At 63.4% G+C, this 26,332-nt stretch carries 23 protein-coding genes and 1 pseudogene; 15 read left to right on the top strand and 9 right to left on the bottom strand.

Translation table 11 applies throughout. The annotated features are described in order from the left end of the window. Positions 1-226: 226 nt before the first annotated feature. From aat to trxB, 3 genes are all read right to left on the bottom strand, one after another. Entirely contained in the window at positions 227-982 is a 756-nt protein-coding gene (gene aat, locus D105_RS0104650; RefSeq protein WP_018877658.1) for a leucyl/phenylalanyl-tRNA--protein transferase, read from the bottom strand. Positions 983-1,330: 348 nt separating this feature from the next. Continuing rightward, positions 1,331-2,569 carry a GNAT family N-acetyltransferase gene (locus D105_RS0104645; protein ID WP_018877657.1) on the bottom strand — a complete coding sequence of 413 codons (1,239 nt, stop codon included), beginning with the start codon at positions 2,567-2,569 and terminating at the stop codon, positions 1,331-1,333. A gap of 4 nt (positions 2,570-2,573) precedes the next feature. Next, positions 2,574-3,692 carry a thioredoxin-disulfide reductase gene (gene trxB / locus D105_RS0104640; RefSeq protein WP_026280408.1) on the bottom strand — a complete coding sequence of 373 codons (1,119 nt, stop codon included), beginning with the start codon at positions 3,690-3,692 and terminating at the stop codon, positions 2,574-2,576. Positions 3,693-4,204: 512 nt separating this feature from the next. Between trxB and D105_RS0104635 the strand changes: the two genes are divergently transcribed. The 10 genes and pseudogenes from D105_RS0104635 (at position 4,205) to D105_RS0104595 (ending at position 14,968) form a co-directional block, all read left to right on the top strand. Beyond that, on the top strand, positions 4,205-7,099 hold the full coding sequence (locus tag D105_RS0104635) for a ribonucleoside-diphosphate reductase subunit alpha (protein ID WP_018877655.1): 2,895 nt from the start codon (positions 4,205-4,207) through the stop codon (positions 7,097-7,099). A 109-nt stretch (positions 7,100-7,208) separates the two neighbouring features. Then, positions 7,209-8,447 carry a ribonucleotide-diphosphate reductase subunit beta gene (locus tag D105_RS0104630; protein WP_018877654.1) on the top strand — a complete coding sequence of 413 codons (1,239 nt, stop codon included), beginning with the start codon at positions 7,209-7,211 and terminating at the stop codon, positions 8,445-8,447. Positions 8,448-8,679: 232 nt separating this feature from the next. After that, positions 8,680-8,829: a hypothetical protein gene (locus D105_RS15180; protein ID WP_018877653.1), complete on the top strand. Its 150-nt coding sequence runs from the start codon at positions 8,680-8,682 to the stop codon at positions 8,827-8,829. Then, positions 8,816-10,315 (top strand): reverse transcriptase domain-containing protein, encoded by a 1,500-nt coding sequence (locus D105_RS14530; RefSeq protein ID WP_081619273.1) that lies wholly within the window; start codon positions 8,816-8,818, stop codon positions 10,313-10,315. The genes D105_RS15180 and D105_RS14530 overlap by 14 nt, the downstream gene beginning before the upstream one ends. A gap of 5 nt (positions 10,316-10,320) precedes the next feature. Next, entirely contained in the window at positions 10,321-11,310 is a 990-nt protein-coding gene (locus D105_RS0104620) for a 5'-nucleotidase (protein WP_018877652.1), read from the top strand. 411 nt (positions 11,311-11,721) lie between these two features. Then, a pseudogene (locus tag D105_RS0104615) lies at positions 11,722-11,928 on the top strand (transposase); the annotation flags it as partial. Positions 11,929-12,130: 202 nt separating this feature from the next. Next, complete coding sequence (locus tag D105_RS0104610; protein WP_018877650.1) at positions 12,131-13,156, top strand: transposase; 1,026 nt, start codon at positions 12,131-12,133, stop codon at positions 13,154-13,156. Positions 13,157-13,265: 109 nt separating this feature from the next. Continuing rightward, entirely contained in the window at positions 13,266-14,300 is a 1,035-nt protein-coding gene (locus D105_RS0104605) for a transposase (RefSeq protein ID WP_026280407.1), read from the top strand. Between the two features lie 106 nt (positions 14,301-14,406). Next, entirely contained in the window at positions 14,407-14,718 is a 312-nt protein-coding gene (locus D105_RS0104600) for a BrnT family toxin (protein WP_018877647.1), read from the top strand. Further along, the gene (locus D105_RS0104595; RefSeq protein ID WP_018877646.1) at positions 14,693-14,968 is read left to right on the top strand and encodes a BrnA antitoxin family protein; all 276 of its coding nucleotides are present in this window, start codon (positions 14,693-14,695) and stop codon (positions 14,966-14,968) included. Before D105_RS0104600 ends, D105_RS0104595 begins: the two co-directional genes overlap by 26 nt. Before the next feature lie 262 nt (positions 14,969-15,230). On the opposite strand, the gene D105_RS0104590 is transcribed toward D105_RS0104595, so the two are convergent. After that, entirely contained in the window at positions 15,231-16,844 is a 1,614-nt protein-coding gene (locus D105_RS0104590) for a hypothetical protein (RefSeq protein ID WP_231366839.1), read from the bottom strand. A gap of 314 nt (positions 16,845-17,158) precedes the next feature. Then, complete coding sequence (locus D105_RS0104585; protein WP_018877644.1) at positions 17,159-17,815, bottom strand: TetR/AcrR family transcriptional regulator; 657 nt, start codon at positions 17,813-17,815, stop codon at positions 17,159-17,161. A gap of 112 nt (positions 17,816-17,927) precedes the next feature. Between D105_RS0104585 and D105_RS0104580 the strand changes: the two genes are divergently transcribed. After that, positions 17,928-18,350 (top strand): MAPEG family protein, encoded by a 423-nt coding sequence (locus D105_RS0104580; protein ID WP_018877643.1) that lies wholly within the window; start codon positions 17,928-17,930, stop codon positions 18,348-18,350. A gap of 178 nt (positions 18,351-18,528) precedes the next feature. Then, positions 18,529-18,864 (top strand): sulfurtransferase TusA family protein, encoded by a 336-nt coding sequence (locus D105_RS0104575; RefSeq protein WP_018877642.1) that lies wholly within the window; start codon positions 18,529-18,531, stop codon positions 18,862-18,864. 44 nt (positions 18,865-18,908) lie between these two features. On the opposite strand, the gene D105_RS15035 is transcribed toward D105_RS0104575, so the two are convergent. Then, positions 18,909-19,067, bottom strand: coding sequence for a hypothetical protein (locus tag D105_RS15035; RefSeq protein ID WP_018877641.1), 159 nt, complete (start codon positions 19,065-19,067; stop codon positions 18,909-18,911). A 104-nt stretch (positions 19,068-19,171) separates the two neighbouring features. Between D105_RS15035 and D105_RS0104565 the strand changes: the two genes are divergently transcribed. Continuing rightward, the gene (locus D105_RS0104565) at positions 19,172-20,011 is read left to right on the top strand and encodes an alpha/beta fold hydrolase (protein ID WP_018877640.1); all 840 of its coding nucleotides are present in this window, start codon (positions 19,172-19,174) and stop codon (positions 20,009-20,011) included. A 147-nt stretch (positions 20,012-20,158) separates the two neighbouring features. Then, positions 20,159-20,809, top strand: a complete 651-nt coding sequence (locus D105_RS0104560; RefSeq protein ID WP_018877639.1) for a hypothetical protein — start codon at positions 20,159-20,161, stop codon at positions 20,807-20,809. Positions 20,810-20,913: 104 nt separating this feature from the next. Here D105_RS0104560 and D105_RS0104555 read toward each other — a convergent pair whose 3' ends face one another. The 3 genes from D105_RS0104555 to D105_RS0104545 form a co-directional block, all read right to left on the bottom strand. Continuing rightward, positions 20,914-22,191, bottom strand: coding sequence for a hypothetical protein (locus D105_RS0104555; protein WP_026280406.1), 1,278 nt, complete (start codon positions 22,189-22,191; stop codon positions 20,914-20,916). Positions 22,192-22,496: 305 nt separating this feature from the next. Further along, positions 22,497-22,973, bottom strand: coding sequence for a YqhA family protein (locus tag D105_RS0104550; protein ID WP_018877637.1), 477 nt, complete (start codon positions 22,971-22,973; stop codon positions 22,497-22,499). Between the two features lie 83 nt (positions 22,974-23,056). Beyond that, positions 23,057-24,526: an amidohydrolase family protein gene (locus D105_RS0104545; RefSeq protein WP_018877636.1), complete on the bottom strand. Its 1,470-nt coding sequence runs from the start codon at positions 24,524-24,526 to the stop codon at positions 23,057-23,059. A 286-nt stretch (positions 24,527-24,812) separates the two neighbouring features. Here D105_RS0104545 and D105_RS15175 point away from each other — a divergent pair, with 286 nt between their 5' ends. Further along, on the top strand, positions 24,813-26,315 hold the full coding sequence (locus tag D105_RS15175) for a hypothetical protein (protein WP_018877635.1): 1,503 nt from the start codon (positions 24,813-24,815) through the stop codon (positions 26,313-26,315). The last annotated feature ends 17 nt before the right edge of the window (positions 26,316-26,332 follow it).

Raw genomic sequence — 26,332 nt, 5'->3', positions numbered from 1 at the left:
GGCTGACGTGCCCGGTTTCGGAGGCTGCCTCGGCCCCTGCGGCGCCTCGCAGTGACGGGCGCGGCGGCGAGCGGGGAGGGAGCTCCGTGGCGGGGTCTGTGGCAGTGACCTGTGGGAGCGGGCTTGCCCGCGAATGGCTCTTGCCAATGTCCGACGCGGGCAGGGGCTTCGCGGGCGAGCCCGCTCCCACAGTCTTCTCCCACAAGGTGCGCTTGTGAGGCCTCTGCTATAGGGCGGTGTTCCAGCCGGGGTCGAGGGGGCTCAGGGTCGGGTCGGTGCGCCACGGGCCGGGTTCGACGGGTTCGTTCGCGATGTCACGGATGCGGGCGATGAACTCGCGGCGGGGCAGGGTCACGGCCCCCAGGTTGAGAAGATGGGCGGTCTCCATCTGCACATCCACCAGCGGCCAGCCCCAGGCGACTAGGTGGCGGCTGAGCCAGGCGAGCGCGACCTTGGAGGCGTCGCGCTCGCGCGAGAACATGGACTCGCCGCAGAACAGCCGCCCCACGGCCACGCCATAGAGCCCGCCGATCAGGCGCGGGCCGTCCCAGACCTCCACCGAGTGTGCGTGCCCCGTGCGGTGCAGGGCGATGTAGGCCTGCTGCATGCTGGCGGTGATCCACGTCCCGTCGGCGTAGTCGCGCGGCGCGGCGCAGGCCTCGATCACGGCCTCGAAGGCGCGATCGAAGCTGACCGTGTAGCCACGGTTGCGGATCGCCTTCTTCAGGCTGCGGTGCAGGCGGAAGTGACCCGGCTCCAGCACCGCGCGCGGGTCCGGGCTCCACCACAGGATCGGCTGCCCGGCCTCGAACCAGGGGAAGATCCCGGATCGGTAGGCATTCAGCAGACGTGGCACGGACAGATCGCCCCCGGCCGCGAGCAGGCCGTTCGGCTCGGCCAGGGCATGCGCCGGGTCCGGGAACGGGGCCTCCGGGTGCTCCGGGTCCAGCCAGGGCAGGGTGATCTGCGGGCTGGAGTTCATGGGGCGCTTCCGTGCGTGACCCGAGGTTGGAGGCCCGGGTTTTGTAGGAGCCTGCTTGCAGGCGAAGGGCCTGTGGCGGAGCCCCGCGCGGGCAGGGGCTTCGCGGGCGAGCCCGCTCCCACGAAGATCGTCTCTGCGGGGCGAACCGGGCCCCGGTTGTATGCCAAGCCTTGTAGGAGCCGAGCCCTCTCGGCGATTGCGGCATTGGCTACGCCCCATCGGCCAGAGGGCTGGCCTCCTACGGGTTGGGTCCGGCGTGCGGGGTGTTGTAGGAGCGCAGCCCCGTGCGCGATGGGGCGCAGGGATAGGCCCCATCGGCCAGAGGGCTGGCCTCCTACGGGGGATGGTTCAGGCGCGAGGTGCATCGTCGGGTTGGACCTGCCGGTAGGGCGAGTGTTCGTGCAGGCGTTCGCAGTGGGCCTGCATCATCTGGGCCTCGCGTTCGCAGAAGTCGCGCACAGGCTGGTCGAAGCCCTCGGTCAGGATCATGTGGGCGGAGTAGGTGGGCGTGGGCAGGAAGCCGCGCGGGATCTTGTGTTCGCCCTGGGCGCCGGGCTCGAAGCGGGCCAGTCCTTCGTGGATGCAGAATTCGATGCCCTGGTAGTAGCAGGTCTCGAAGTGCAGGTCGGCCAGCTCCTCGGTGCAGCCCCAGAAGCGCCCGTACAGGGTGTCGTGGCTGCGATAGCAAAGGGCGGCGGCGATGGTCTCGTCGTCGCCCGCCGCGCCGGGTCGCCGGGCCTCGAACAGCACCACCTGATCGGCCAGCGCCGCGGCCGTTTCCACAAAAAAGGCCTCCGACAGCGTCGGGATGCCCATGTGCTTCTCGAAGGTGTCCACATAGAAGCGGTGGAAGCGCGCCCAGTCCTCGGGCGATCCGGTGGCCCCGGTCAGCGTGCGGAACTCGATGCCGGCCTCATTGACGCGGCGGCGTTCGCGCTTGATGTTCTTGCGCTTTTTCGAGCTGAGCGCGGCCAGGAAGTCGTCGAAGCTTGCGTAGTCGGCGTTGCTCCAGTGGTACTGGCAGCCCATGCGCTCGGCCAGCCCCAGCTCGCGGGTCACGTCCAGATCATCCTGGTTGGGGAACAGGATGTTCACGCCCGAGGCATTCAGTTCGCGCCCGCGGGTGACCAGGGCGCGCACGAGCAGGGTGCGCAGGTGATCGAAGTCCGGCGCCTCCGGGTGCACCAGCAGGCGTGGGCCGGTGGCCGGGGTGTAGGGCACGGAGACGACCAGCTTGGGGTAGTAGTTAAGCCCCTGGCGGTTCCACGCGCTCTCCCAGGCGAAGTCGAACACGAACTCGCCGTAGTTGTTGGTCTTGGCATAGGCCGGTGCCGCCGCGACCAGCTGCCCGTCGCGGAAGATCAGCACGTGCTGCGGGAACCAGCCGAACTGGCGCCCCAGGCACTCGTGGCGTTCCAGGCCCTCCAGGAAGGCGTGGCGCAGGAACGGCTCGGTGCCGCCAGTGAGGGCGTCCCAGGCGGCCGGATCCACGTCGGCCAGGCCGTCGCGCAGTTCGACACGTTCGGGCGCGTCGCCCGAGTCGTTCTCCGGCGGGTGCGGTGCCTGGGTATCGCCCTCGGCGCTCACGTGATCAACCGAGCTTGTCCAGGTACTTCTCCGCGTCCAGTGCGGCCATGCAGCCGGTGCCGGCGGAGGTGACCGCCTGGCGGTAGACATGGTCCATCACGTCGCCGGCGGCAAACACGCCCGGTACGGAGGTCGCGGTGGCGTTGCCTTCCAGGCCGCTTTGCACCTTGATGTAGCCGCCCTCCATGTCCAGCTGGCCCTGGAAGATGTCGGTGTTCGGCTTGTGGCCGATCGCGATGAACACGCCCATCACGTCGATCTCCTTCGTCTCGCCGCTCTGGGCGTGCTTCAGGCGGGCACCGGTCACGCCGGTCGCGTCGCCGAGGATCTCGTCCAGGGTGTGGTTCCACTCGATGGTGACGTTGCCGTTCTTTTCCTTCTCGAACAGCTTGTCCTGCAGGATCTTCTCCGCGCGCAGGGCATCGCGGCGGTGCACCAGCACCACCTCGGAGGCGATGTTGGACAGGTACAGGGCCTCTTCCACGGCGGTGTTGCCGCCGCCGATCACCGCGACCTTCTGGTTGCGGTAGAAGAAGCCGTCGCAGGTCGCGCAGGCGGAGACACCCTTTCCGGCGAAGGTGGTCTCGGACTCCAGCCCCAGGTACTGCGCGGAGGCCCCGGTGCAGATGATCAGGGCATCACAGGTGTATTCCCCGGAGTCGCCGATCAGGCGGTAGGGCTTGTCCTTCAGCTGCACCGTGTGGATGTGATCGAAGATCACCTCGGTGTCGAAACGCTCGGCATGCTTCTGCATGCGCTGCATCAGTTCGGGGCCCTGCACGCCCTCGTTGTCGCCGGGCCAGTTGTCCACGTCGGTGGTGGTCATCAGCTGGCCGCCCTGTTCCAGGCCGGTGATCACGACCGGGTTCAGGTTGGCGCGCGCGGCGTAGACCGCGGCGGTCCAGCCGGCCGGGCCGGAGCCCAGGATCAAGAGCGGGCAGTGGCGCGCTTCCTTGCCGTTGCCGCCCTTTTTCGGTTCGGACTCGGTGTCGCCGCCCAGCTGGACGGCGCCGGTGGCGGCCTGCACGGCCCCGGTGGCACTGGCCATCTTCGGGGTCTCGGCCTGGGCCTTGTCGGATGCGTTCTTCTTCTTGTCCTTCTTGGACTTCTTGGCGTCGCTCATGGCGCTCTCCATCTCGCAACAATGAATTCCGTGGCGGGGGCGGCGGGGCCGTCCCTGCGAGTGCTGCACACGATACCGGATCGTCGGGCCTGGGCCCGGGTTCCATGAATCGGGTAGCGGGATCCGCAGTGTGCCTACGGATCGGGGATCGATATGGCAAGGATTATTGGGACGCCGAACGGCTTTGTCCAACGCGGTTACGGGCACCGGGGGAACGCCGCGCCGGGCGGCGGGCGAGACGCATTCGGTTAATCGCGGTCGATAAAACATTTTCATGATCGCGCGGGCCGGGTGCGCGGGCCGGGCAGTCACTACATCAGCGTTTGGTGGATAACCCGGGCGCGCCTCCGGGAACGGCGGCAGGACGGGGAATCGCCGTTTTTATCCACAGCTTGCCCACGGGTTGTGCGCGGCTTGTTCTTTCGCGAACCACTATATCTAGTGGCTATGCAGTTTCGGATCCCCGATCTATAGTACTTCACGTTCGATCCAACACCACCCGCGAGGCCGTCATGAACAGCGAACCCTACACCGCCGAAGCCCCCGAGGGCACCCAGTACCCGCCGCAGGCCGAACCGTCGGCCGAGGTCCTGGCGACCAGCCCGGGCCAGCACCAGGTGATTCGCCGCAATGGCAAGGTCACCGGCTTCGATGCCTCCAAGATCGAGGTCGCGGTGACCAAGGCCTTCCTCGCGGTGGAGGGCGGCAATGCCGCGGCCAGCCGCCGCATCCACGAGGTGTCGAAGGAAGTGGCCGGGCAGGTGGTGGACAGCCTGTTCCGCCGCGCCGGCACCCAGGGCATGACGGTGCACATCGAGGATATCCAGGACCAGGTGGAACTGGCCCTGATGCGCGGCGGCCACCACAAGGTCGCGCGGGCCTATGTGATCTATCGCGAGCAGCAGGCGCAAAAGCGCGCCGCCGAGGCCGCCGAGCAGTCTCCGGAAGAGCAGGAAGCGGCCGCCGCGCTGAACGTGACCCGCGCCGACGGCACCCAGGCCCCGCTGGACGAGGCGCGTCTGCAGGCGGTCGTCGCCGAGGCCTGTGACGGCATCGAGCACGTGGACGGCCAGAAGATCCTGACCGAGGCGCGCCGCAACCTGTTCGACGGCGTCGCCGAGAAGGATGTGGCCACCGCGCTGGTGATGGCCGCCCGCGTGATGATCGAGAAGGAGCCGAACTACTCCGAGGTCACCGCGCGCCTGCTGATGGACGCCTTGCGCCGCGAGGCCCTGAGCTTCGTGCACGGTCGCCCGGAAGAGGCCACCCAGGCCCAGCTGGCCGAGCGCTACGCCGAGTACTTCGGCGCCTACATCCGCCGCGCCGCCGACCTGGAGCTGGTCGACAGCGAGCTGACCCGCTACGACCTCGACAAGCTGGGCGCGGCGATCAAGCCCGAGCGCGACCTGCAGTTCACCTACCTGGGCCTGCAGACCCTGTACGACCGCTACTTCATCCATAGCGATGGCACCCGCTTCGAGCTGCCGCAGGCGTTCTTCATGCGTGTGGCGATGGGCCTGGCGATCAACGAGATCGACCGCGAGGCACGCGCGATCGAGTTCTACAACCTGCTGAGCTCGTTCGACTTCATGAGCTCCACGCCGACGCTGTTCAACTCCGGCACCCTGCGCCCGCAGCTCTCCAGCTGCTACCTGACCAGCGTGCCGGACGACCTGGACGGCATCTACAGCGCGATCCGCGACAACGCGCTGCTGTCCAAGTTTGCCGGCGGCCTGGGCAACGACTGGACCCGCGTGCGCGGCATGGGCGCCCACATCAAGGGCACCAACGGCAAGTCGCAGGGCGTGGTCCCGTTCCTGAAGGTCGCCAACGACACCGCGGTGGCCGTGAACCAGGGCGGCAAGCGCAAGGGTGCCGTCTGCGCCTACCTCGAGACCTGGCACATCGATGTCGAGGAGTTCATCGAGCTGCGCAAGAACACCGGCGACGACCGTCGCCGCACGCACGACATGAACAGTGCCAACTGGATCCCGGACCTGTTCATGAAGCGCGTGGCCGAGGACGGCGACTGGACCCTGTTCTCCCCGAACGAGACCCCGGACCTGCACGACCTGGTCGGTGCCGAGTTCGAGAAGCGCTACTGCGAATACGAAGAGAAGGCCGCGCGCGGCGAGCTGCGCGTGCACAAGACCATGAAGGCCGTGGACCTGTGGCGGAAGATGCTCGGCATGCTGTTCGAGACCGGCCATCCGTGGATGACCTTCAAGGATCCGTGCAACCTGCGCAGCCCGCAGCAACACACCGGCGTGGTCCACAGCTCCAACCTGTGCACCGAGATCACCCTGAACACCTCCGATGACGAGATCGCGGTGTGCAACCTGGGCTCGATCAACCTGGCCGCGCATGTGAACGAGGCCGGCGAGCTGGATCTGCCCAAGCTCGAGAAGACCGTGAACACCGCCATGCGCATGCTCGACAACGTGATCGACTACAACTACTACTCGGTACCGCAGGCGCGGCGCTCCAACCTGCGCCACCGCCCGGTGGGGCTGGGCGTCATGGGCTTCCAGGACGCGCTGTACAAGCTGCGCGTGCCGTATGCCTCCGAGGCGGCGGTGGAGTTTGCCGACACCTCCATGGAGGCGGTCTCCTACTACGCCATCAAGGCCTCGACCGATCTGGCCGAGGAACGCGGGCGCTACGAGAGCTTCCCCGGCAGCCTGTGGAGCCAGGGCATCCTGCCAATCGACTCGATCGACAAGCTGGCCGAGACCCGCGGCGACTACCTGCAGATGGACACCACCCAGCGACTGGAGTGGGACAAGCTGCGCAAGCGGGTGAAGAAGGTCGGCATGCGCAACTCCAACACCATGGCGATCGCGCCGACCGCGACCATCTCCAACATCTGCGGGGTCAGCCAGTCGATCGAGCCGACCTACCAGAACCTGTTCGTCAAATCGAACCTGTCCGGCGAGTTCACCGTGATCAACCCGTACCTGGTGCGCGACCTGAAAGACCGCGAGCTGTGGGACGAGGTGATGGTCAACGACCTCAAGTACTACGACGGCTCCGTGCAGCCGCTGGACCGCGTGCCGGAGGACATCAAGGCCCTGTATGCCACCGCGTTCGAGCTGGACACCCGCTGGCTGGTCGAGGCCGCCTCGCGCCGGCAGAAGTGGATCGACCAGGCACAGAGCCTGAACCTGTACATGGCCGAGCCCTCCGGGCCCAAGCTGGACGCCCTGTACAAGCTGGCCTGGGTGCGCGGCCTGAAGACGACCTATTACCTGCGCTCCATGGGCGCGACCCACGTGGAGAAGAGCACCGTGGCCGACTCCTCGCGTGCCAACAAGCTGAACGCCGTCTCCGGCGGCCAGCAGGCGGCCGAGCCCGAGGCCCCGAAAGCCTGTTCCATCCTCGACCCGGACTGCGAGGCCTGCCAGTAAGGCGGGCCCGCCCACGGGCACCGAATACGCACCACGCACCGACCACAACGCACTGAACAAAAGGCCCGGCCACCGCGCCGGGCCGCCACCGAAAACAAGAGGGGACACTATGCTTTCCTGGGACGATCCGATCGCAGCTATCAAAGGCGAAGGCCAGAAAGAACCCGCCGTCCGCCCCGGCATGGGCTTTCAGGAGAACGAAGCCCTGATGAGCACCGCCGGCGCCGCACCCAGCGTCTCGCCGGACCCGGAAAACGCCGGCCAGCCGCTGGCCGAGCCGAACGAAGACGCCCTGACCGGAACCGGTCTGGAAGACCTAGAGATGGGTGCCGAGCGCATCCGCGTCGATGACAAGAAGATCATCAACTGCCACGCGGACCTCAACCAGCTCGTGCCCTTCAAGTACAAGTGGGCCTGGCAGAAGTACCTGGACGGCTGCGCCAACCACTGGATGCCGCAGGAAATCAACATGAACGCGGACATCGCCCTGTGGAAGGACCCGAATGGCCTGACCGAGGACGAGCGCACCATCGTCAAGCGCAACCTCGGCTTCTTCTCCACCGCCGACTCGCTGGTGGCGAACAACCTGGTGCTGGCCGTGTACCGCCACATCACCAACCCCGAGTGCCGCCAGTACCTGCTGCGCCAGGCCTTCGAGGAGGCGCTGCACACCCACGCCTACCAGTACTGCGTGGAATCCCTCGGCCTGGACGAGGGCGAGATCTTCAACATGTACCGCGAGGTGCCCTCCGTGGCCACCAAGGCGGAGTGGGCCCTGCCGTTCACCAAGCACCTTGCGGACCCGAACTTCCGCACCGGCACCCCGGAGGCGGACCAGAAGCTGCTGCGCGAGCTGATCGCCTTCTACGTCGTGTTCGAGGGCATCTTCTTCTACGTCGGCTTCGTGCAGATCCTCTCCATGGGCCGGCGCAACAAGATGACGGGTGTGGCCGAGCAGTTCCAGTACATCCTGCGCGACGAGTCCATGCACATGAACTTCGGGATCGACGTGATCAACCAGATCAAGCTCGAGAACCCGCACCTGTGGACCGAAGACTTCAAGAACGAGATGCGCACCCTGATCAGCGACGCAGTGGAGCTGGAGGCGCAGTACGCGCGCGACACTATGCCGCGTGGCGTGCTCGGTATGAACGCCCAGATGTTCGAGGAGTATCTGCACTTCATCGCCAACCGCCGTTGTGCGCAGATCGGCCTGGCCGAGCTGTATCCGGGGGCCGACAATCCGTTCCCTTGGATGAGCGAGGTGCTCGATCTGAAGAAGGAGAAGAACTTCTTTGAGACTCGGGTTACGGAGTATCAGACGGGTGGGGCGTTGAGCTGGGATTGAGTTGGCGAAGCGAGCCACCAGGCAAGGAGCCGGGGAAGCGCCCACGACCCAGACGAAAAGGGCGCCGGTCGGCGCCCTCTTTTGTAACTGAACTCATCGTGTTCGGGGCAAGAAGCAAGGTTGGATCCCGTGGCCTATGCGCTAGATCCTGACTCGTGCCTACCCACGGTTGCCCTGCCCCAAAGTTTGCTTTACGGTTGAGGCATCCTCCAAGGGAGGAAACGGGCGGCCTTTGGCCGGGCACGACCCGGCTTTTGGGGAGTATGAAGCGATTCTGCTCAACCAGGTGGAAACGTACTTTTTCGTGGTGACGCCCGTGGAAGGCCCGATCAAGATGATCGGGCCTTTTGTTTTTAGCAGGAGGGTTGATGAGTTTTCGTGAATTGTTGGAGAGGGAGATCAAGCAGGAGGCGGAAAAACTCACGAACCGTTACCATGCTTACCATAATGCACTTCACATAGAATTTTCGCGTAATCGCGAAAGATTCCTCAATCCTCCGAAGAAGGAGGTCTATAAGCCGGATTATTGGGGTCATGATAGGAAATTTAACCCATTCTACGTAAGAGCAAATTCTCGAAGCATAGCGAAATCGATATCTCGAAAGATCTCTGCTGGTGTGTACGCTCCCTATCCTCCCCATGTTCACAAAGTACCGAAGTCTGATGGTGGGGTTCGTGATGTAAATATCTTTCAGATCCCAGATGCTGCCGTATCTAGTATTTACTATCGCCGTTTGTTGTACAAAAATAAACACCGATTCAGCGCATTTTCTTATGCTTACCGGAATGACCGAAACGTCCATTTTGCCATACAAGATGCATGGGTGGATATTGCTCGAGAAGCTCGGACCTTTGTTGCGGAATTCGATTTTTCAGATTTCTTCGGTTCAATCTCTCACAGCTACCTATTCGACCAGTTTGATCAGAATGGCTTCGTTGTCTCTGAAGAGGAGCGCCGGATAGTCCGGTCATTTCTAGATGGAACTGGTTCTGGTATACCGCAAGGGACATCGCTTTCACTGTTTTTAGCAAATATTGTCTGTTGGAGGTTGGACCTAGGTTTTGAGCGAGAGGGCCTGAAATTTGCGCGCTACGCTGACGACACTTTGATCTGGGATCCAGATTATTCTAAGATTTGCCGCGCATTCTCGTTAATAAATAATTTCTCTGACTCGGCGGGTGTTCCAATAAATGCCAGAAAATCGAACGGGATTCGGCTCTTGTCTCGTGAAGGACTTCCAGTGGAGTTGAGTAATCCCGCAACCAAAGTCGATTTTCTTGGGTATTCTATATCAGTAGATGCCGTGTCGATAAAAGAAGAAAAAATCTCTAGGATCAAGCGTGAGATTGGCCTCATACTTTACCGTAATCTAATTCTACCGCTTCGCGGGCGCTGGGGTGGTCCGAGGTCGTTGCGGGTAGGAGAGCTGGATCCCGAATTCGTGCGTTCGATTATGCAAGTTCGGCGCTATCTATACGGTGAACTAAACGAAGATAAAATTCGGAAATACATCTCTGGACGGGTCCGAAGTATCAAATTTAAGGGGTTGATGAGTTTTTACCCGTTAGTGACCAATGAAAAACAGCTGCAAGAACTTGATGGGTGGTTGGTTAGTGTGTTTCGGAGGAGCTTGGTAAAGAGAAGGGAGCTCTTGGAGTTGAAGGGCGTAGCTCGGGTATCAGATTGCTTTCCCTATTGTGAGAATCTAAATAATCTTCCGGAGGTGTGTCGGCAGCACGGCCGGAAAGTGGGGATAGAGATAGACGTGCCGAGTTTTCTTCGAATTTATAACGCGATCCAAAAAGGAATAGAAAGGAGGGGTGTTGAAGGAGTAATGAACCCATCCTCCCTTGATTATGAGTATTAATCTATATGGCATTTGATTTAAGAGACACTTTGGTCGTTGGTATTTCGGCCACCGCACTGTTTGATCTGTCAGAAGAAGACCAGTTCTTTAAAAAGCAGATTTCTGAAAATCCTTCGCAAGCGGTTCGCCGGTACCGAGAGTATATGTTGGAAAGGGAGCTCGAGTCCCTCTCGGACGGCACTGGCATGCCGCTAATGAAAGGGCTTCTGAGATTGAATCGACATGCAGAAGCCGACAAGACCCCGCTGGTCGAGGTGGTCGTGATGTCAAGAAACAGCCCTGAGACGGCCGTCAGGGTTCTTCATAATGTCAGGAATCTTGGATTGAAGGTCTCGCGATTTGCGTTTACGGGTGGCGAGAGCGTTGTTGAGTATCTTGAGGCGTTCGATGTCGATCTTTTTCTTACCACGGACAAGGATGATGCCCAAGCTGTTATTGATGGGGGGTATTGCCCCGCGGCGATTCTTAAGGATCCTCCCTCGGAAGGTAATTCATCTATCGAGAACCAGGTTCGGATTGCGTTTGATGGGGACGCGGTGCTTTTTGATGAGCAGAGTGAGTTGGTCTATAAACGCGACGGCTTGCAAGGGTTTCATAAACACGAGGATCAGAAGAAAGATGAGCCGATGGCCGAAGGTCCATACGCGTCATTTTTGAAAAAGCTATCTCGGCTTCAGGAAAGATTGCCCGGGGGGGTGGAGGGGTGTGAGGTCCGTGTGGCTATCGTCACCGCTCGAAATGCGCCCGCAGAGATTCGGGTGGTAAATACCCTCCGTAACTGGGGTGTTTACGTGGATGAGGTGTTTTTTCTCGGAGGCGTTAAGAAGGATAAGGTGTTGAGCGCGTTCAAGCCGCATATTTTCTTTGATGACCAAGAGCTGCATTTGAAGGACGCGGCGCATGTTGTCCCATCGGCTTTGGTACCGTACGAATCGGATTCGCAATTGAGGGCCCCTATGATGACTCCATCTGAAGGCGAAGACGGGTCCACATAACGGGGTCGGACCTCGGTAACCTACGGAAAAACTGGGGGAAACTGGTCGAGAAAGGGCGCAATTCGAGCTTTAAGCGGTAATTTCGGCCATCAAATGGGCATTCCAGGGAGGGAAGCCATGCCACGGGCGAATCGCCATCATCTGCCGGGCCATGTCTGGCATATCACCCACCGGTGTCACAAGCAGGAGTTTCTGCTGAAGTTTGCGCGCGACCGCAGGCTCTGGCGCTACTGGCTGTACCAGGTCGTTCCAAAAACGGGGTCGGACCTCAGTAACCTACGGAAAAACCGAGGTCGTTCCAAAAGAAGAAGAGGACACCCATAGAAGAAGAGGACACCCATGATTTCTTGACGGTCTGAGGCGGGCTGTCTAGGTTTTTGGGGGAGTGCATGGACCAGGGAGGGTCCGGAGATGACGCGAGCCAGGAAGGAGCTCGTCTCGGTCGAGACGACGCCGTACTACCACTGCATTTGTCGTTGTGTTCGCCGCGCGTTCCTGTGTGGCGAGGATTCCTATTCGGGCAAGAACTACGAGCACCGGCGCGGCTGGGTGCTGGAGCGTCTGCGTGAGCTGCAGGGCGTGTTCGCGGTGGACGTGTGTGCGTATGCAGCCATGAGCGGGAAGAAGAGGACACCCATGATTTGTTGTGGGAGGCACGTGAAAACTTTTGAATGGCCGGACTATCCCTGCCCAAAGTGTGGCCTGGAAAAACAGTAGAAAGAAGAGCAGTAGAAAGAAGAGGACACCCATGATTTCTTGACGGTCTGAGGCGGGCTGACTAGGTTTGTGGGGGAGTGCATGGACCAGGGAGGGTCCGGAGATGACGCGAGCCAGGAAGGAGCTCGTCTCGGTCGAGACGACGCCGTATTACCACTGTATTTGTCGCTGTGTTCGCCGCGCGTTTCTGTGCGGCGAGGATTCCTATTCGGGCAAGAACTACGAGCACCGGCGGGGCTGGGTGCTGGAGCGTCTGCGTGAGCTGCAGGGCGTGTTTGCCGTGGACGTGTGCGCGTATGCGGTGATGTCGAACCACTATCACCTGGTGGTGCGGCTGGATTCGGATCGGGCGGCGGCGTGGAGCGAAGGCGAGGTAATGGAGCGCTGGGAGCGGCTGTTCTCCTTGCCGGTGCTGGTAGCCCGCTATCGGGCGGGGCAGACCAGGACGGTGGCAGAGCGCGAGCGGGCGCAGCTACAGATTGCCGAGTGGCGGGACCGACTGCAGGACCTGTCGTGGTTCATGCGCAGCCTGAACGAACATCTGGCGCGGCGGGCGAATGCAGAGGATGGCTGCAAGGGCCGCTTCTGGGAAGGCCGCTACAAGAGCCAGGCGCTGCTGGACGACGCGGCCGTGCTGACCTGCATGAGCTACGTGGATCTGAACCCGGTGCGCGCCGGGATGGCGGATGCGCCCGAGGCCTCCGATTTCACCTCGATCCAGCAGCGCATCCGGGCACTGGCTCGTAAGGATCAGGGGCATGAAGGTCCGGCGGGTGAGGGAGACGAGCCTCGCCTGACCGTATTGGGGCGGGAAGGCGACGATCCACATGGCAATGCGGTGGCCTTTACTACGGAGGACTACCTGGAACTGGTGGACTGGACCGGGCGCGCGATCCGCGAGGACAAGCGCGGGGCTATCCCGGAATCCATTCCGCCGATCCTGGAACGTCTAGGGATCGATCCAGTGCATTTCCTGCGGCATGTCGGAAGGGGACAGAGGTCGCACCATGTAGCGGCCCTGGGGCACGTGGAGCGTTTTCGCGAGGCGGTGAAGCAGCTCGGCCGTTGCAGCATCAAGGGTGTGGGGATATCGGTTCGGATGTTTCTGGCCCCAGCCGGTTGTCGCTGAACCTGTCCGGTTTCAGGGGAAGGAAGAAGAGGACACCCATGATTTCTTGACGGTCTGATGCCGGCTGTCTAGGTTTCAGGGGAATGCATGGACCAGGGAGGGTCCGGAGATGACGCGAGCCAGGAAGGAGCTCGTCTCGGTCGAGACGACGCCGTATTTCCACTGCATTTGTCGCTGTGTGCGCCGCGCGTTCCTGTGCGGCGAGGATTCCTATTCTGGACGTAACTACGAGCACCGCCGAGGCTGGGTGCTGGAGCGTCTGCGCGCGCTTCAGGACGTGTTCGCCGTGGACGTGTGTGCGTACGCGGTGATGTCGAACCACTATCACCTGGTGGTGCGGCTGGATTCGGATCGGGCGGCGGCATGGAGCGAGGGCGAGGTGATGGAGCGCTGGGAGCGGTTGTTTTCGCTGCCGGTGCTGGTAGCCCGCTATCGGGCGGGGCAGACGAAGACGGTCGCGGAGCGCGAGCGGGCGCAGGTGCAGATTGCCGAGTGGCGGGCGCGGCTGCAGGACCTGTCCTGGTTCATGCGCAGCCTGAACGAACATCTGGCGCGGCGGGCGAATGCGGAGGATGGCTGCAAGGGCCGCTTCTGGGAAGGCCGCTACAAGAGCCAGGCGCTGCTGGACGACGCGGCCGTGCTGACCTGCATGAGCTACGTGGATTTGAACCCGGTGCGCGCCGGCATGGCGGATACGCCCGAGGCCTCCGATTTCACCTCGATCCAGCAGCGTATCCGGGCGTTGGCTCGGGAGGGCCAGGAGCATGAAGGTCCGGCGTGTGAGGGGGACGAGCCTCGCCTGACCGTACTGGGCCGGGAGGGGGACGATCCGCATGCCAATGCGGTGGTGTTTACCACGGAGGACTACCTGGAGCTGGTGGACTGGGCCGGGCGCGCGATCCGGGAGGACAAGCGGGGTGCCATCCCGGAGCATATACCGCCGATCCTGGAGCGCCTCCAGATCGATCCGGTGCAGTTCGTGCGGCATGTCGGCAGGGGGCGGGCTACCCACCATGTGGCAGCGCTGGGGCGAGTGGAGTGCATGAGGAGCGCGGCGGTATCGGCAGGTCGGTGTTTTATCAAGGGTCTCGGGGTGTCGGCGGGCCTCTTTTCAGGTGCGGGGGGACGGGCGTGTACGCCTTAAGCCGCAGGTTGTTCCGCGCTGGTTGGCGCCGTTGCAGACCGACATGCATACACGGAAAAGCGGGCTGTCTCTGGAGGCAGGCTGTATACGTTGGTAATATACACAGATGATCCAGTGGAAGGACATTACCGGGTTCGACTGGGACGAGGGAAATGCCCGGAAGAGCGTGGACAAACATGGTGTGGGCCAGTCAGAGGCGGAGCAGGTGTTCTTCAATACCCCGTTGCTGGTTCTGGCGGACGTGGTACACAGTCGGAGTGAGCCCCGCTACCACGCGTTGGGTATCACTCATGAAGGTCGCCGGCTGCACATTACGTTCACGCTGCGCGAGCGAAGCACGAGAATCCGTGTGATTTCGGCCCGAGATATGCACCGCAAAGAGCGAGCCATCTATGAGCAAGACCAAGAAGATTCCTGAGTTCCAGGACGAGGTAGAAGAGCGGGCGTTCTGGGAGAGTCATGATTCCAGCGACTACGTCGATTGGAACCGCGCCGCGGCGGTTGAGCTCCCGAATCTCAAGCCTTCTACCCGGACGATCTCCCTGCGCTTGCCGGAGTCGCTCCTCGACCGCATCAAGATCGAAGCCAACAAGCGTGACATGCCCTACCAATCCCTGATCAAGGCGTGGCTGGCGGACGACGTGGACGAGGCCCGCAAAAAGGGCTAACGGCGATGACAGCGGGGCGAGGAGATACGGGGGTTGTCGAGCGTCGGCAACCGGAGTTGTTGGAGGCTTGGAATGGGTTCTTTGGCCACGAACCGCAGAAGAAGAGGACACCCATGATTCTTGTCTTCGTCAAGCATGTGGTGGGCGACCGGCCGCTGTCTCTCAGTTGGGGTTCTCACCGGAACAGCGGCCGGTCTGGCTCGTCGCCGAGTCCCAGGCATTGATGGCCTCGATGCATCACACCGCGAGCGCGGATACCGGCTCAGTCGTGGCGTGCCAGCACCTGGGCTCGGTCGATGGTATTGCGCTCGGTGTTCGGCGCAATCTCCAGCAGCCGCGCCGCCCAGCGTGCCGCCGCATCCGCATCACCCGCTGCCTCGGCGGCACGAACGGCACCGAAGAGCGTGTTGTAACGTCCCGGCCACATGCCGTCGGACTGCTCGAACGCGGTTAGCGCCTCGTCCGGGCGGTCCAGTGCGAGCAGCAGCTCGCCGAGCGCCTCGTAGGGTGGAAACAGTGCGCCCGGGCTCACCGGGTGTTTCTCCACCGAGGACTCGAGCTCGCCGGCCGTGCGCAACAGTTCGACAGCACGCTCGTGGTCGCCTTCGGTATGCGCGATGAAGCCGGCGAGGATGTGCCGGTCGGCCTCGATGTAGACCGGGAAGCGGTCGTCAGGGGCCGATTCGGCTCCTTCGGCCAGGTTCGCCAGCCGCTGCTCGGCCTCGCGGGCGGTTTCCAGATCGCCGGTGTGGACCGCGCCCAGGCCGCGGGCGTACCAGCTCAGGCCCTCGGCCCAATGGAAGTTCTCCCAGGCGATGTAGTCGGGCACGCGTGGCTCGATCGCGGCCGCAGCGTCCCAGTCACGCTGCTCGACCGCCAGCCGTGCCGGTATCGCGGCCAGGTGAAACGCCCCGGGGAAGGAACCCTGGTGACGACCCTCGTCGAACGCGGTCCGGTGAATCTCGTCGGCGGCCGAGTCTTCGCCGCGCTGCAGATGACCGTAGACGAGGTAGTCGACGGCATGGATGTAGTGGAACGAGATCGCACCGTTGACGTCGTGTTCCCGCGCGACTTCGGCCGAGCGCTCGTTCCAGTCGATCACCTGCGGCCAGTCGCCAAGGCGTACGTAGATGTGCGACGGCATGTGCAGTGCGTGCGGCACGTCGGGCGCGATCTTGCCGTAGGATTCGACCATCGCGAGGGCGTTCTCGGCACGCCCGTCGGCGTCGGTGGCATGAATCGCGTAGTGGATGGCGCCAGGGTGGGTCGACTCCTCTTCCCACGCGCGCTTGAGGATCGCCTCGGCCTCGTCGTGTAGCGCATCGCGGTCATCGGCCCGTGTGGCTTCGGTCAGCAGTGACAGCGCGTAGAGCGCAGCGATGTCGTGATCGTCCGGGTAGGCCCGGTACGCGGTCGCCATGCCCTGGGTCCAGCCGGCGAGGCGATCCCATTGCCGGTCGGTGTCCGGCTCGAAGAAGGCCGCGGTGGCCTCGATCAGCGCCTGTTCGCGCTCATCGTTGACCGTGGCGCGCGCCTGCTCGATCGCGTCGCGGCCACGAGCCACTTCGGCATCGCTCGGCGTGGTGGCCCACAGCGGCTGGAACAACGTGGTCGCCACCCCCCAGTGGGCCATCGCGCAGTCGGGGTGGGCCTCGGCGATCGTGGCGAACTCGCCGCGGGCCTGCTCGTACATCATGTGGTGCATCAGCCCGAGGGCATGGTCAAACGCCTTTGCGGCTTCGCCCACGCAATTTGCGCCGAACGAGACCGTGCCGAGCTGCTGCTTGGCTCCGACCGCTGAGTGGGTGGGATCGTTCTGGGCTGCAACCCCGGTTGCAAGCATCGCGGTCAGCAGCATCAGTGGGATTCTGGTCATGGTCAGCCTCCGTTCCATGCTTGGTGTACACATGGCGTTGGGTGCACCGGTGATGTGAATAACGGACCGTCGGGGAGGCGCTGCCTCGCGAGAGCGGGGTCCGGATCGGCATCACCGGATTCGAGTCTAGAAATCGGATCGCACGGGGGCTTGCAGAATGTTGCGGTCAAGGCGCGTTTCTTGCGGTTCCTTGTTGCGGATCGCGGCTGGCTGACACGTTGATGCAGCGACGGACTACCCAGGTTGGACCTTGTCTTGGTTCCCCGTTACCGGGCTTCGCCTTGCAGTCGGCTATCGTGCTCCGGCCCGGGGTTTCAGGCTGGCCCCACCGGCCCGCCAGCCGATGATGCCGTGCCTGCAGTTCCAGTGAGCTGCTGCCCCGGCGCGGCATTGCGCAGGAGCTGCTTGGCCGCGTCGCGGCAGCTATGCAGTAATGCTTCTGCCGTGGCGGGGCTATTCAGGGCCCGGCCGATGGCTACGCCGCCGATCATCAATGCCGAGACGGCCAGGCCTACTGTCTGAGCGTCACGGGAGCTCTGGTGCAACGAACGGCCGATTAGATCCACCAGGCTGTGGTGTACCTGGCTGTAGGCATCCCGAACCTTTTCCTCCCGAATCCCCACGTCCGTGACCAGAAAGGCGAGAGGACACGGTGGATCGGCTCGATCCGGTTGATCGATGTGCTCACGGCTGAGGTACCGATCCAGCATTTCCTCGATGGCTGGCAGGTGCGGGTTCTCCACGTCGATGTGATGCGCGAAGGGCGTATTATTGGCGGCGTGGACGATAGCCTGGGCGTATACGTCGGCCTTGTCGTCGAAGTGATTGTAGAAGGCTCCCCGCGTCAACCCGGCATCGTGCATCAGATCGTCGAGTGTCACTGCATCGAAGCCGCGCCGGGAAAATAGGCGGCTGGCACTGTCGAGGATGCGCCTGCGGCTCAGCTCCTTGTGTTCCTTGGTGTAGGGCATTCCGTTGACCGCCTTCGTGTTTAATTTATGTCCTTGAACATATCTTCTTGTGCGCTAGCCTGCCAGTCATTCGACCCTTCCGCGGATATGAATTGAACGGAGAGGTGAGGCGATGGCGGCGGCGGCAATCCTGTATCCCTTGTTTGCGCTGGTGGGCTGGACGTTCCTTATTGCGGCATACATGGTCGCGACTGCCGTGAAGGCCCTGCGTGCCGGGTTGCGCGTGGAGTACTTTCGCTATGGTGATGGTGATGAGCCGCCCGGTTACATGCGTTCGGCGTATCAGCATTACTCGAATCTGTTCGAAATGCCGGTGCTGTTCTATGTCGGCGGCTTGCTGGCCTACGTTTCGGGGCATAGCGGCCCGCTCCTGGTCGCCGTGGCTTGGGCCTATGCGGGAATGCGAATGATCCACAGCTTATTGCACCTGCAGAACTCGAATATTCCACGGCGACGCGATGCGTACTTAGTTAGCACGCTGCTTCTGTTGGCAATGTGGGGCGTTTTGTTGTTCGAAGTGGTGACGAATGGCTGAGCAAAGCCGTCGTCACATGCGTGTGTAGGGACCGGTGTTTCCCCGGCCTTCGGGAGGACGAGTAGAGCATGGAAGGGCGGAAAGTTCCGGTCCCGTCGTGTCTTTAGGCTGATGCCCCTCGGCCGTTGCCGCTCTGGCGACGAAGGCCAACGACCCGTTTTCGGGGCTGGATCCCGTTATGTATTTGAAGGAGGGCGAGATGTGGTGGCGATTTGGCAGGCGGGTCCCTGGCAAAACGATCTCAGCCGACATTCGTGAACACGAGGACGGTACCGTGTCGATTGATGTACGCGGGCAGACGTGTCCCGGGTACCTGCTGTCGATCAATCAGGCCATGGATCGGCTGGCTCCCGGAACCAACGCGGTTCTGCTGACCACGTACGCCCCCTGTGGTGATGACGTAAACGCGTGGTGCAAAGAGAAGGGCTATGTTTTTTCCGGCCTGTCCCGGGATGAAGACATCTGGAAGATCGCGGTGACAAAGCCGGAGGGTTACCCCCAGAGGGACCCCTGACGAAAAACCAAATAGCGGGGTCGGCCTCGTTACGGTCCGCAGCGTCAATCCGACCGCCGGGCCAGCAGGTCCATCATCGCGCGCACACGCTGCCACTGGCCGATGAGCCCCACGCCTTGTGGATCGATGTGGGAGAAGCCGTCGATCCGGTGCAGGTCGGTCTCGCCGATGGCACGGGCGAGGCGCTCGCTTTCGGTGAGCAAAGAAGAGGACACCCATGAAGGCTTGCCGTAGGATTTAGGGGACACCCATGATTTCTTGCTCCCATGATTTCTTGCTCGCAGGTCCCGGTCGAGGAGGGGCAGGAATGGCATTGGCAACCGTGAACGACGTCCGCCTCTTCCATGAACTCACCGGCACGGGCGAGATTCCCATCGTGCTGGTGCACGGGAGCTGGGTATCCCACCGGACCTGGGAGCCGGTGGTCCCGCTACTGGCCGATTCATTCCGGGTCCTCGCTTATGACCGGCGCGGACATGGCGAAAGCGAGCGGCCGGCCACGCAAGGCAGCGTTCGCGAGGATGTCGCAGACCTCGCTGCCTTGATCGAGCATCTCGAACTTGGGGCCCTATGGGTGGTGGGGAACTCCTTTGGTGCGTCGATCACGCTTCGGTTGGCCGGCGAACGGCCGGATCTGGTCCGGGGGGTGATCGGGCACGAGCCGCCGTTGTTCTCGTTGCTGGAAGATGATCCCGCCATGGCGCCGACGCTCCGGGACGCCGAGAGGCGGATCAGTGCGGTGGTCGAGCGCATCGCGGCTGGCGATCATGCCGGTGCCGCGGAGCAGTTCGTCGAGACCGTGGCGCTCGGCCCCGGAACCTGGGCACAGCTTCCGTGGGAGTTCCGGCAGACCATGATCGAAAATGCGCCCACTTTTCTCGACGAATCAAACGATCCGGAACAGTTTGCCTTCGATCTGGACTGGATCAAGGGGTTCTCGCGGCCAGCCCTTCTCACCGTGGGAGATCAGAGCCCACCCACCTTCGGACCAGTGGTCGCCATGCTCGCAGACGCGTTGCCGATGGGGGAGGTCGTTACCTTGTCGGGCGCTGGCCACGTACCTCATGTGACACACCCGGAGCGGTATGTTGAGGCAGTCAGGGCGTTCGTTTACAAGAATGCGGCATTACGACGGTCTAGCAGGTGAGGACACACCGCGAGCGGCGAGAGCACTGGCTGGCAAATATCGGGCCCGGCTGATAGAAGGGGCTGTGGGGTCGGGTTCTGTCCCTGGATTAGTAGGCCTGATCTGACCCGGGCCGAGAGTGGTTAATAGCGACGCATGGAGGCGCGCATGGTTTTACTGATTCTGTATATCCCCTCAGTGCTGGTCGCACTGGGAATCCTGTTTATGGCCAGGCGGGCCGCACTGGGGCCTCGGGTGCGGTACGCCCTCGCAACGCTGATTCTGCCCGTTGTCGTGCTCTTTGCAGGCTGGGCTATCGCCGGTGGCGACCCGTCGATGGGGGTGGCGCTGACGGTCTTGTTCTTGGGGTTTGTGGTCGTCCCCGCCGGTCTTGGTTGGATGTTCGTGCGGCGATACCCGTCCGTATCGCCAACGCAGGAGACGAATGTGAACCCGAGGCGGGACCCTCTGGTGACCGACGTCGCGGGGCAGGAGTCTGATGGCGCTGGGCACGAGTCCGATTCGGGGCATGGAAACGATGTGGCGCCGAGGCAGGATGACCGGGCGCGGGCGATGCGGCTTGCCTTCATGGTGCATACGCCCGGAGCGATGTTGCTGGGACTCGGCCTGGCGGAACGACTCGGAAACTCGGATCCGCTCCTGCCGTGGTTCGAGAACGGCTGGGTGGTCGATGGCATGCTGCTACTGGGGGTGGTGTTGATCGCGATCTCCACGCGGATGATTCTCGCCACGGTGTTCGGCCCGTCCTCCAGGGCGCGAGATTCGGGGAGCCTGGGCCGCCGGAATCCACGCCTCTGATTCGCTGCGAAAGCGTCTCGAAGAGGACACCCGTGATTTCGTAAGAACTGTCACCTGTGCACAGGACTGTCGGGTCGAGTGGTAGTCACCGGGGTGGGATGGCTTCAGCGCAGGCGGCGTACCTCGGCGATCGCGGAGAGAGCAATCGGCGCCTCCATATAGCCGCTGCCGACGCGACGACGCACGCGGATGCGATCGCCCTCGATGGCCAGCAGCTCAGCGTTGCGCGCGCGTCCGTCGGCGAGGGTGATGCGGAGTGTGTGTCCGATGTGCTCTTCCAGAGCCGTCAGTGCAATGGTGGCGGTTGTTGAGGGTTCGGCTTGCGTGTCGCGTTCGGGCCGCATTTGGGGCCAGTTCGTTTGGGGCTGAGGGGTCGTCCGGGCGGGCTCCGGGGCGACCGGGTAAAGGTCCACCGGGCCAAAGTGTCTGCCCGCCACGCTCAGGCGATGTTCGATCTGGCCCAGCATGCGTTCGGCCGAGTCCAGGTTCGCCCAGAGAAGCATCGGATTGTCGATTGGACCGATCCGCAGCGAAAGGTCGCGGGGGGCCTGGATGAAGTGTTCATAGGCTGCGACCAGCGTGGGCCCCGGCTGCAGGCCGAAGGGGCGCCAGGCCTCGACCCATTCACCCATGTGGTGCTCGGTGTAGTCCTCGAGGGTCATATCCATTTCGGCCGCGCAGAATTCCATCAATGCGGGGTAGTAGCCACGATCCTCGTAGACCACCGTCATTGACTGCAGGGGAGCGTTGATCAGCGCCGGTGCGAGATCGCGCGCCCGGTTGGAGCGGGCCTCAAGCGAGAAGTGTGCAGTGGACGAGCCGGCACTTAACGGCCCCATGCCGAAGGTGCTGTGCACGGTCATGCGGTCGTTGCCGTCTGCCAGGTCGTAGCGGACCGCAAAATCCAGAGGGATGTCGTGGTAGCCAAGCGCCGACATCAATTCGTCCGGCGGAGCGGCGTGGTAGGAACCGCATCCGGCGGTGTCCAGCGACAGTGCGGGTGGGTCGCCTTGATTGCCGGTGACCAGCCCGGCCGGAAGGGTCAGGCCCTGCACCGAGAACCCGAATTCTTGTGGGAGGCGGCGGGCGTCCAGCGTGTGTCGAAGGCGGGCGAGTCGCCACAGGTTGCCGGTTTCCAGTGAGACGCGTTCCGCCCGCATGCGGCCCACCGCCGTATTGTGGGGCTCGAACAGCAGACCGTCTACGTACAGGCTGCCGCCCAGGCCAACCCCGACGTTGGTGTAATGCAGTGTGCCGAGTGGCTGGAGCCGTTCGACGAGGTCGTCGAGTTTCTGCTCCGCCTGTTGGAGTTCGTAGTGGTAGTAGCCGAAGCCCGCGGCAGTGAGTACCACGAGGCCGACCAAGATTCCCTTCCCTGACATGTTCGCTCCCTGGTCTTTCCATAACCGGGTCGGGCGCGTCCCGGCCCGACTGTGGGACTGCCTTGTCCCATGGCCACACCATACCTGCAGCGGGATGTCCTGTCCCTCTTGGGAGGCGATGGTCCGGCGCTGGTGATTCCGGGCGGCGCGAGATGCTTGCGGATCTATAATCAGGAAGTGCGGAGTATTCCGGGCGGAGCGAGCGCAAGACCTTGGCCGGGAGCCGTGGGTCGCCGGATCTGCCTGTCCCCTGATCCGCGGGCCGTGGCCCGGTGGATTCCCCGCCGAAGAAAGGGACGGTGAGTTCAGTCCCCGCCATGTGTCATGTTCCGGAACGCAAACACAGCGCTGGCGATGATCACCGCGATGGCGAAGCCGTAGTAGAGCGTTTCCAGTGATGCGCCAACCTCCACTGCCTGCTCCAGAAAAAGCACAACCAGGATCACGATCGCGACCTGAATGATCGTGACTTTGAGGTCGTGGAAATGCCGGATCTCCAACACGGAGAGCAAGCTGCTTTTGCTGCCGGAATCCGGCTTGATGAACAGCCGAAACAAGCCAACCGCGATGATCTGGAAAGTCAGAGCGATGAGCAGCATGTCGAGGACCTTCAGGAACCTCACCGCCAGGCTCTTGCCCTCATCGACCGAGCTGGGTACCTGCTGGACAAAATCGACCACGATATTGAACCCGATGTATACATTGGCGGCATACAGCAGGAGAGCCGCGATGGTGCTGACCACGACCGTCACCAGTACCAGCAGCCGGCTGGTGGTGAACATTCTTTAGATCATTCGTGCATGACTCCATGGCGGGTAGTGGCGATCCGGAGAATGGAATATGAGGCGGACCGGCGGATATTGATCTATCGAGTGTGGGCCAGCTGGTTCCGGACGATACTGCCGCCCTTCATGATCAGGTCCAGGTGGTCGGCGGGTGCATCCAGCCAGTCCAGGCCGGCTGCCGGGTCGGCATCGATCACGAGCAGGTCGGCCAGGGCCCCTTCGGCGATGACGCCGAGGCGGCCGGGGTAGGGGGCGCGGTCGCCGGACAGGGTGAGCAGTTGGCCGGCCGCGCCGGTGGCCATGTGCAGGGCCTCCAGCGGGGCCATGAAACGGGTCAGCTTAGCGAGCTGGCGGCCCTGGCTGGCGGCGCCCTCGGGGCTGAACAGGATGTCGGTGCCGAAGGCCATGGGCACGCCGTACTGGCGGCCCAGTTCGAAGGCGCGCTCGGTGCCCGCGCTCACCTGGAGCTGCTTGGCCCGGGAGACGGGGTCCGTCTTCGGGTTGGCGTCCTCGTCGTCCAGGAAGGGCTGGATGCTCCACCACACGTTGGCATCCGCCATCATGCGCACCGTCTCCTCGTCGGCGAGCTGGCCGTGCTCGATGGAGCGCACCCCGGCGCGGATCGCGCGCTGGATGCCCTGCGGCGTGTAGACATGGGCGCATACGTAGGTGCCCCAGTCGGCGGCGGCGCGCACGGCGGCGCGCATCTCCTCTTCCAGGTACTGGGCGGTATCCAGTGGGTCGTACAGGCTGGAGACGCCGCCCCCGGCCATGATCTTGATCTGGCTGGCGCCTTGCATCAGCTGTTCCCGGGTGCGGCGCAGCACCTCGTCCACGCCATCGGCGATCGCAGCGACACCGCTGCTCTCGATGTAATTCGGCGGGGTGCTCGGCATGCGTGGCAACTCGTGGCGCTGGCGAAAATCGCCGTGCCCGGAGGTCTGGGAGATCATCGCGCCGCAGGGGAAGATGCGCGGGCCGGCCACCGCGCCGCGGTCGATGGCCATCTTCAGGCCGAAGGCCGGGCCGCCGAGATCGCGCACGGTGGTGAAGCCGCGCATCAGGGTCGCGCCGGCCTCGCGCCCGGCCATCAGGTGCAGGAAGCCGATGTCCGCGGTCATGGCGGTCATCTGGCTGACCCCGACCAGCGTGCTGTGCCAGTGGGCGTCGATCAGGCCGGGGATGACCGCGCGCCCGCCGCAGTCGATTATGCGTGCGGCGGTCGGGCCCTCGCCGCGCCGGGGCAGCGCGGCGATGCGGCCGTCCTCGATCAGGATGTCCACGTCCTCGCGCATCTCGAGGGTCTCGCCGTCGAACAGTCGCAGGTGGGTGAGTAGCAGCGGTTGCCCGGGTTCACCGGCCTTGACCTCGCGCGGGGCGAGGCCGAAGCCCGCGAACATGCCCAGCACGGCGGCGGCACCGCCGAGGAACTGGCGCCGGTTCAGGTCGGCCTCGATGCGCCGGAGGGCCGCCTGGGTATGGGCCGCGCCACAGTGGCAGGGGTTGATGCCGGCGTTCGCGCCGTGCGGTGCACAACAGGCCATGCCCATGACGGTGAGGCTCCTGGTTAACGCACGCGACATCGGGATGCGGCGCCGAGTGGTTCGTGGCGCGCCCCGACACCCGCGTGGGTGTCGGAATCCCGGCCGCTGCCGATCGCGAGCGATAGCCGGGGTATGCCTGCAGCATACCCAAGATCGGGCGCGCGTCTACTGGCCTGACCGGGGCGCGGCGCCGCGTTCTCGGGCCCGGCTTTCTGGCCGATGGCCGCGATGGCAACTTCGCACGGACTGGCCTAGGCTCGTTTGGCACGGGCGAGGGTCAGGGAGCGGCAGGATGATCAAGGGGCTGAGGCGGGTAGGGTTGGCGGCGGTTGGGCTATGGCTGACCTGGGTCTTGGCGGGATGTGCTGGTGTCCAGCATGGGCCTACCCAGTATGTGTTGACGTCGGATCCGCCCGGAGCCGAGATCTATCGAGGGGATCGTCCGGACCGCCTTTATCACTATACGAGGACCCCTTTTCGGTTGACGACCTCGCGGTCCGAGGGATGGTCCGGGATGTACTTCCTGGCGCGCAAGGAGGGGTATCACGACTCGGAGCTTCATCAACAGCCCACGTCGGCTATGGGGGGCGAGCCCATCGCGATTCACCTGGAGCTGGCACCTCGTGGCGATGAGGACGATTTCGCGCCGTATCGGGAGCGCGACACGCTGGAGGCGTATCAGGAGTTTCTCGAAACCTATCCCGCGACGCCACTGCGGGAGGCGGTGTTCGAGCGCATGGTGGACCGCATTGAAGAGTCGGACGCCCCCGAGGCGCGCTACGAAGAGCTGTTGGAGGCGTATCCGGAGGCCGCTCGACTGGTGCCGGTGCGACGACAGGCGGAGCTTGAGGCGCCGGAGTTGGAGTCAGGGTCAGTTCCGGAGGGCGGGGAACAGCGGGTTGCGGACACCGTTCCGGAGGACGGCGATGAGGAACCCGCCGTCGCTCGGAACGATGCGAGGCTGGAAGGTGACGGCGAGCGGGTGCGGGTAGCCCTGGAGCAGCAGGATAAGGAGCTGGATCGCCGGCGCGCGCATTACGAAGCGCTGGTGACGCAGCAAGACGATCTCCGGGATGAACTGGAAAGGCAGTGGCAGGTACGCCCGGCCCTCGGTACCCCCGATATGGACGACTCGATTGCCCGGGCGGCGATCCCGTATTGCTTTGAGCAGTATGGGCGTCGTGCATGGGAGAACGATCCGGCGCGCATGGAGGATCGGTGCGAAGCGGAGCTGAACCGGGACGCGCGACCATCCCTCGAGGCCTACTGGCGTCTCGATGAAGAGGTTCAGCGCTCGGTGGAGCAGTACAGTGAGCTGCACGAGGAACGCAGCCAGCTGGCCGCGGCTGCCGACCAATGGCGGGAGACCGGCGAGACGGCGGACGCATTGCTGGCCGCGGTTCTGGACGACGAGTATGACCCGACGCTGACGGGGGTCGCGCCGGAGTCGGTGGCCGAGGGTGTCGCGGGCGCGCCCGGCGGAGGCGAGCAATGCGCCATCAAGCATCGGCAGTACGATGAGTTCACGCGGCAGTTGATGCAGGTAGCGCGGGGTACGGAAGACGTTTGTGATCACCACAAGGTGAACTACCTCGGTCAGGCCTGGGGCTATGATCTGGCGCGAATCTGCCTGGAGGAGGGGGATCCGGAGATTCCTCCGGACGAAGTGGAAAAGCTGCGTCAGGCCATGCCGGAGCTGACACGCCATTTCGAGCAGGTGGACCGGCGGATTGGCTGCCAATTCGATCCGACACTGACGCGGTTGCGCCGGGAGTGGGGCCCCGTCCCCTACTGACTCGAGGACAACGGTCT

Source organism: Thioalkalivibrio sp. ALE28 (assembly GCF_000377425.1).
Taxonomy (GTDB): Bacteria; Pseudomonadota; Gammaproteobacteria; order Ectothiorhodospirales; family Ectothiorhodospiraceae; genus Thioalkalivibrio.
This window is presented reverse-complemented; position numbering and strand designations above follow the sequence as displayed.

Coding starts and splice junctions, on each gene's coding strand:
- aat (WP_018877658.1), bottom strand. CDS start 982: ATGAACTCCAGCCCGCAGATCACCCTGCCCTGGCTGGACCCGGAGCAC.
- trxB (WP_026280408.1), bottom strand. CDS start 3,692: ATGAGCGACGCCAAGAAGTCCAAGAAGGACAAGAAGAAGAACGCATCC.
- D105_RS0104635 (WP_018877655.1), top strand. CDS start 4,205: ATGAACAGCGAACCCTACACCGCCGAAGCCCCCGAGGGCACCCAGTAC.
- D105_RS0104630 (WP_018877654.1), top strand. CDS start 7,209: ATGCTTTCCTGGGACGATCCGATCGCAGCTATCAAAGGCGAAGGCCAG.
- D105_RS14530 (WP_081619273.1), top strand. CDS start 8,816: ATGAGTTTTCGTGAATTGTTGGAGAGGGAGATCAAGCAGGAGGCGGAA.
- D105_RS0104620 (WP_018877652.1), top strand. CDS start 10,321: ATGGCATTTGATTTAAGAGACACTTTGGTCGTTGGTATTTCGGCCACC.
- D105_RS0104610 (WP_018877650.1), top strand. CDS start 12,131: ATGACGCGAGCCAGGAAGGAGCTCGTCTCGGTCGAGACGACGCCGTAT.
- D105_RS0104605 (WP_026280407.1), top strand. CDS start 13,266: ATGACGCGAGCCAGGAAGGAGCTCGTCTCGGTCGAGACGACGCCGTAT.
- D105_RS0104600 (WP_018877647.1), top strand. CDS start 14,407: ATGATCCAGTGGAAGGACATTACCGGGTTCGACTGGGACGAGGGAAAT.
- D105_RS0104595 (WP_018877646.1), top strand. CDS start 14,693: ATGAGCAAGACCAAGAAGATTCCTGAGTTCCAGGACGAGGTAGAAGAG.
- D105_RS0104590 (WP_231366839.1), bottom strand. CDS start 16,844: ATGACCAGAATCCCACTGATGCTGCTGACCGCGATGCTTGCAACCGGG.
- D105_RS0104585 (WP_018877644.1), bottom strand. CDS start 17,815: ATGCCCTACACCAAGGAACACAAGGAGCTGAGCCGCAGGCGCATCCTC.
- D105_RS0104580 (WP_018877643.1), top strand. CDS start 17,928: ATGGCGGCGGCGGCAATCCTGTATCCCTTGTTTGCGCTGGTGGGCTGG.
- D105_RS0104575 (WP_018877642.1), top strand. CDS start 18,529: ATGTATTTGAAGGAGGGCGAGATGTGGTGGCGATTTGGCAGGCGGGTC.
- D105_RS0104565 (WP_018877640.1), top strand. CDS start 19,172: ATGGCATTGGCAACCGTGAACGACGTCCGCCTCTTCCATGAACTCACC.
- D105_RS0104560 (WP_018877639.1), top strand. CDS start 20,159: ATGGTTTTACTGATTCTGTATATCCCCTCAGTGCTGGTCGCACTGGGA.
- D105_RS0104555 (WP_026280406.1), bottom strand. CDS start 22,191: ATGTCAGGGAAGGGAATCTTGGTCGGCCTCGTGGTACTCACTGCCGCG.
- D105_RS0104550 (WP_018877637.1), bottom strand. CDS start 22,973: ATGTTCACCACCAGCCGGCTGCTGGTACTGGTGACGGTCGTGGTCAGC.
- D105_RS0104545 (WP_018877636.1), bottom strand. CDS start 24,526: ATGGGCATGGCCTGTTGTGCACCGCACGGCGCGAACGCCGGCATCAAC.
- D105_RS15175 (WP_018877635.1), top strand. CDS start 24,813: ATGATCAAGGGGCTGAGGCGGGTAGGGTTGGCGGCGGTTGGGCTATGG.